3 protein-coding genes and 1 pseudogene are annotated in these 4755 nt (G+C 68.0%); 1 reads left to right on the top strand and 3 read right to left on the bottom strand.

The annotated features are described in order from the left end of the window. The 3 genes and pseudogenes from VGL85_RS17985 to VGL85_RS17975 form a co-directional block, all read right to left on the bottom strand. A pseudogene (locus tag VGL85_RS17985) lies at window positions 1–1063 on the bottom strand (S9 family peptidase); the annotation flags it as partial. Between the two features lie 198 nt (window positions 1064–1261). After that, window positions 1262–2827, bottom strand: coding sequence for a GMC family oxidoreductase (locus tag VGL85_RS17980; RefSeq protein ID WP_331590375.1), 1566 nt, complete (start codon window positions 2825–2827; stop codon window positions 1262–1264). Continuing rightward, on the bottom strand, window positions 2827–3672 hold the full coding sequence (locus VGL85_RS17975; RefSeq protein WP_331590374.1) for an SDR family oxidoreductase: 846 nt from the start codon (window positions 3670–3672) through the stop codon (window positions 2827–2829). The genes VGL85_RS17980 and VGL85_RS17975 overlap by 1 nt, the downstream gene beginning before the upstream one ends. Before the next feature lie 101 nt (window positions 3673–3773). Here VGL85_RS17975 and VGL85_RS17970 point away from each other — a divergent pair, with 101 nt between their 5' ends. Continuing rightward, window positions 3774–4637 (top strand): serine protease, encoded by an 864-nt coding sequence (locus tag VGL85_RS17970; protein WP_331590373.1) that lies wholly within the window; start codon window positions 3774–3776, stop codon window positions 4635–4637. Window positions 4638–4755: the final 118 nt, after the last annotated feature.

Raw genomic sequence — 4755 nt, 5'->3', positions numbered from 1 at the left:
TGAGGATGATGCGGTTGAGCGCGTTCTCGCGCACCAGGCGCACGAACCAGTCCTTGTAGGCGCCGATGCCGACGACGAACTGGCCGGGCTTGTGGGCGATCCAGTCCTTCCAGTTGGCGCGGCCCGGGCCGGCCTCGGGCGCCTCGACCACCTTGAAGTCGATGGCCTCGTCCGCATTGGTGTGGATGAGGAAGCGGCCGTCCCAGTGCTCGACATCGTAGCGCAGGCCTTCCGTGCGCGGCTCGACCACGCGGGCTTCGGCGGTGGGGTCGGCGGCCGGGATCAGCCGCACCTCCGAGGTCTCATGGTCGCCGGCGCCGATGACGATATAGGCGTCGGAACTCGTGCGGCCGATGGACAGGAAGAAGCCGTCGTCCGGCTCCTCGTAAACCAGCACATCGTCCTTGGCGCCACCGCGCGCCGGGCGGCGGAAGACCTTGGCCGGGCGGCCGTTGTCGTCGCGCCAGATCCAGAACAGCCAGGCCGAGTCCGGCGACCAGGTGAAGTCGCCGGTGGCGCTCTCCACCGGCTCGGGCAGCAGCGCGCCGGTCGCCAGGTCCTTGATCTGGATACGGTAGACTTCCGAGCCCTGCTCATCGACCGCAAAGGCGAACAGGCGGTGATCGGGGCTGTGATGGGCGGCGCCGACGTGGAAATAGGCGTGGCCTTTCGACAGCGCCTCCTCGTCGATCAGGATGGATTCCGCGCCGCCGCCGCGGGGCTGGCGGGCGTGGATGGGGTGCTGGGCGCCGGTCTCGTAGCGCCAGTAATAGTCGAAAGGCCCGTCCGGCGAGGGGACCGAGGCGTCGTCCTCCTTGATGCGCCCCTTCATCTCGCCGAACATTGTCGCCTGCAGCGGTTCGGTGGCCGCCAGCATGGCCTTGGTGTAGGCGTTCTCGGCCTCCAGATGGGTCTTGACGTCGGCGCGGATCGCCGCCGGATCGCGCAGCACCGCCTGCCAGTTGTCGTCGCGCAGCCAGGCGTAGTCGTCCACCCGCTCGCGGCCGAGCTGGGTGATGTGTTTGGGGACCTTGGCGGCGACAGGAGGCTTTGGGCTGGTCATGCCCTATCCCTAAAGCCAGGCGACTTCCCGCGAAAGCGGAACACCAGGCTTTTTTCACGTGACTGTCGTGGTCCCGTGGGCCTCTGACAGATGAACCGCGAAGGACGCCAAGGTCGCCAAGCCTTCCCTGTCCGCCAACCGTTGCAGTGAACCGGACCCTTCGCGTCCTTGGCGTCCTTGCGGTTGAAAGTCCGACCGTTATCGCAGCCGTTCTTTGAGGTGATCGCCCACCCGCATGGCGTTGGCGACGATGGTCAGGGTCGGGTTCACCGCCGCGGCGGAGACGAAGAAGCTGGAATCGACCACATAGAGGTTGTCCAGCTCGTGCGCCTTGCAGAATGGGTCGAGCACGGAGCTTTGCGGGTCGGTTCCGAACCGGGCGGTGCCGACCTGGTGGGCGGTGCCGTAGAGCGGCAAAAGCGAGTCCAGCTGCACGTGATGCTGCGAGAACGGATGGGCATGGTCGACGAAGCCGACCAGGGCCTGGTGCAGCTTGGCGACCAGCCGGTCGTGTCCGTCGAGATTGTTGTGGACATATTCAAGCGTGATGCGGCCGTCGGCGCCCCGGCGGACGCGGTTATCCTGCATCGGCAGGTCTTCCGAAATGACCAGGAAGCTGAGCAGCCGGCTGGCCACCGCGTTCATGAAGATGTCGGGCACCAGGGCCGGCGGCAGCCAGTCGGAGACCTGGCCCTCCAGCGTCTGGCCGGTCATGTATTCCAGGAGCTGGATATGGCCCATCGGATAGTCGAAGCCGCCGTCCGGGTCCCTCCAGTAGAAGTCGTTCACCGCGAGCGTCTTGGGAAAGGTCGAATCCACCGGCGCGGCGGTCATCGAGACCATCGCGGTCAACGTATGAAAGGCGTAGTTGCGCCCGACCTGGTCGGAGCCGTTGGCCAGGCCGTTCGGATGCGCCGCATTGGCCGAGGCCTGCAGGATCACCGCGGTGTTCACCGCTCCGGCCGCCAGCGCCACGATGTCGCCGGTCCAGCGCTCCTCGCCGTGGTCGGTCTCGCACACCACTTCGGTGACGGTCTTGCCAGGGCCGTCGGTCTCCAGGCGCACCACCTTGCGCCCGGTCAGCAGCGTGACGTTCGGCAGGTCGAGCAGCGGCTCGACGGCGCGAGTGCGGGCGTCGCACTTGGCCTTGACCAGGCAGGGATAGCCGCCGCAGGTCTGGCAGCGGATGCACGGGCTGGTCACCAGGTGCTGCTCGTCGCGATCGACGCCCAGCGGCAGCGAAAACGGCTTCCAGCCCTTGTTTTCCAGGTGACTTTTCAGCCGCTCGATGCCCGGATCGTGCTTCAGCGCCGGATAGGCGTAGGGCGGCTCGTCACCGGTCTCGGTGGGGTCGACGCCGCGCGCGCCGTGCACCTTCCACAGGGTCTCGGCCTCCATGTAATAGGGCGCCATGTCGGCCAGCGAGATCGGCCATTTCGGCGAGATGCCGCCGGCATGGGTCGTCTCGTCGAAGTCACCCTTGCGCAGGCGCATCAGGGCCGCGCCGTAGAAGGTGGTGTTGCCGCCGACCCAATAGTGGGTGTTCGGAATGAACGGTTTGCCGCGCCGGTCGTACCACTGTTCCTTGGTGCGGTATTTGCGGTCGAGGAAGACCGTCTTCGGGTCCCAGTTCTTCGCCTCGCGCGGCACGTGCTCGCCCCGCTCCAGAATCAGGATGCTCTTGCCGGTCGGCGCCAGCCGCTGGGCCAGGGTGCCGCCGCCCGCGCCCGAGCCCACGATGATGATGTCGAAGTGCGCGGCCATCAGGCTTGATCCTCCAGATGATACTTGGCCGAACCGGCCGAAATCAGCGCCCGCACCAGCGGTCCGGGCAGGGTCTTCATCAGCGCCGCCGCCACCTTGTTGTGCCAGCCGGGAACCAGCACCAGCTTTCCGGCTTCGTTGGCGCGGATGGCGGCCTCGGCGACCTGTCCGGCGGTCTGCCAGAGCCGCCGGTTCTCGGCCTGCATGATCTCGTGGGTCCCGGCCGCCTGGGCGAACTCGGTGCGCACGAAGCCCGGGCAGACGGCGGTGACCTTGATCCCCCTGGCGCCATACTCCGCCTCCAGCGCCTGGCTGAACTTGACCAGCAGGCTCTTGGCGCCGGGATAGAGGCTGTTGCCGGCGACGCCCGGCGAAAAGGCCGCCAGCGAGGCCATGTTGACGATCGAACCGCCGCCGCGCGCGACCATGCCGGGGATGACCGCATAGGCCAGCGCGCAGGGCGTCACCACCATGGTCATCAGGAAGTCCCGCTGCCGCGACCAGGGCACGCCGGCAAAGCTCTGGGCGATGCCGAAGCCGGCATTATTGACCAGCACATCGACCTCGCGGCCGTGCTCGGCCAGGGCCGCCATCACCGGCGCCTGGGCCTCGAACAGCGACAGGTCGGCCGGAATGACCAGGGCCTCGACCCCGTGCGTGGCGGTCAATTCCGTCGCCAGGGCCCGCAGCCGCTCGGCGCGGCGCGCCACCAGCGCCACGTCGAGGCCGCGGGCCGCATAGGCGCGCGCGAAGGCCTCGCCAAGCCCCGCCGAGGCGCCGGTGACCAGGGCCAGGCGGCGCGCGGCGCTGCGGCCCTTCGTCCCACTCGACGGCGGCTCGGCCATGGCTGAGAATGTCCTCAAGTCTTTTCGCGATATGGCGCAGCTTGTGTGCGGCGGCGGTGCGCGTCAAATGGCGAAACGGCCTTAAGTTCGGGGGCTGGCTTATGTCAGTGGATATTTCCGCTCAGCTTATCCAGGCGACCGTCCAGGTGGAGCAGGCGCTCCCCGACGGCAGCCACATTATTGGCACCGGCTTTTTGGTCAGCGACCCCACCGCCGACGGCAAGCCGCGCACGGTGCTGGTCACCGCCAACCACGTGCTCAACCGCATGACCGGCGCGGAAGCCCATATCGGCTACCGGTTTCAGGGCAAGGATGGCGGCTGGCGCTACGATCCGCGGCCGATCGTGATCCGCAGCAGGAGCGCGGAACTCTGGTCGCACAATCCCAATCGCGACGTCGCCGCCATCGTGGTCAAGGCGCCCGCCGAGTTCGCCAAGTCGGCGATCCCGCTCGACTGGCTGGCCGGCGGCGACACCTTCGCCAAGTACGCTATCGGCCCCGGCGACGAAATGATGGTGCTGGGCTATCCGCAAGGGCTCTCCGCCGACTCGGCGGGCTTTCCGATCCTGCGTTCGGGGCGGGTCGCCTCGCCGATCGACGCCCCCAGCGCCTCGCCCACCTTCCTGCTCGACTTCCGGGTCTTCCCGGGCAATTCCGGCGGACCGGTGTTCATTTCCCAGGTCGACCGCCACCGCCCGGGCACCGACCAGGCCGAGAACGTCCAGTTCGTCGCCGGCATGCTGACTCAGCAGGTCGAGCTGAACGACCAGAGGCTGGAGATCGGCATCGTCACCGACGCCACCTTCATCCGCGACGCCATCGCCCTGCTCGACAAGCCGAGGAGCCACGGCGCCCCGGCCATGCCCGACGCCCCCGCCGCCAGCCCGGACGTTCCGGTCACGGTGACGGACGCCGCCGCCAATACCGCCGCCGCCGCCAATATCGGGACGGCGGTCGGGGACTAGAGCGGGCGGGCCCGCGGAACCGTGCGAAGCGGTCTGGGCCTCCGAATCCGAGCCAGGCCTTGGATCACCTCTGTTCGGACCCTGCGCATCGACGCTAGAGTTCGCGCGTTGAACATCC

Source organism: Phenylobacterium sp., assembly GCF_036501465.1.
Taxonomy (GTDB): Bacteria; Pseudomonadota; Alphaproteobacteria; order Caulobacterales; family Caulobacteraceae; genus Phenylobacterium.
The sequence above is the reverse complement of the archived record's forward strand: the minus strand, read 5'-3'. Positions and strand labels throughout refer to the sequence as shown.

Coding starts and splice junctions, on each gene's coding strand:
- VGL85_RS17980 (WP_331590375.1), bottom strand. CDS start 2,827: ATGGCCGCGCACTTCGACATCATCATCGTGGGCTCGGGCGCGGGCGGC.
- VGL85_RS17975 (WP_331590374.1), bottom strand. CDS start 3,672: ATGGCCGAGCCGCCGTCGAGTGGGACGAAGGGCCGCAGCGCCGCGCGC.
- VGL85_RS17970 (WP_331590373.1), top strand. CDS start 3,774: ATGTCAGTGGATATTTCCGCTCAGCTTATCCAGGCGACCGTCCAGGTG.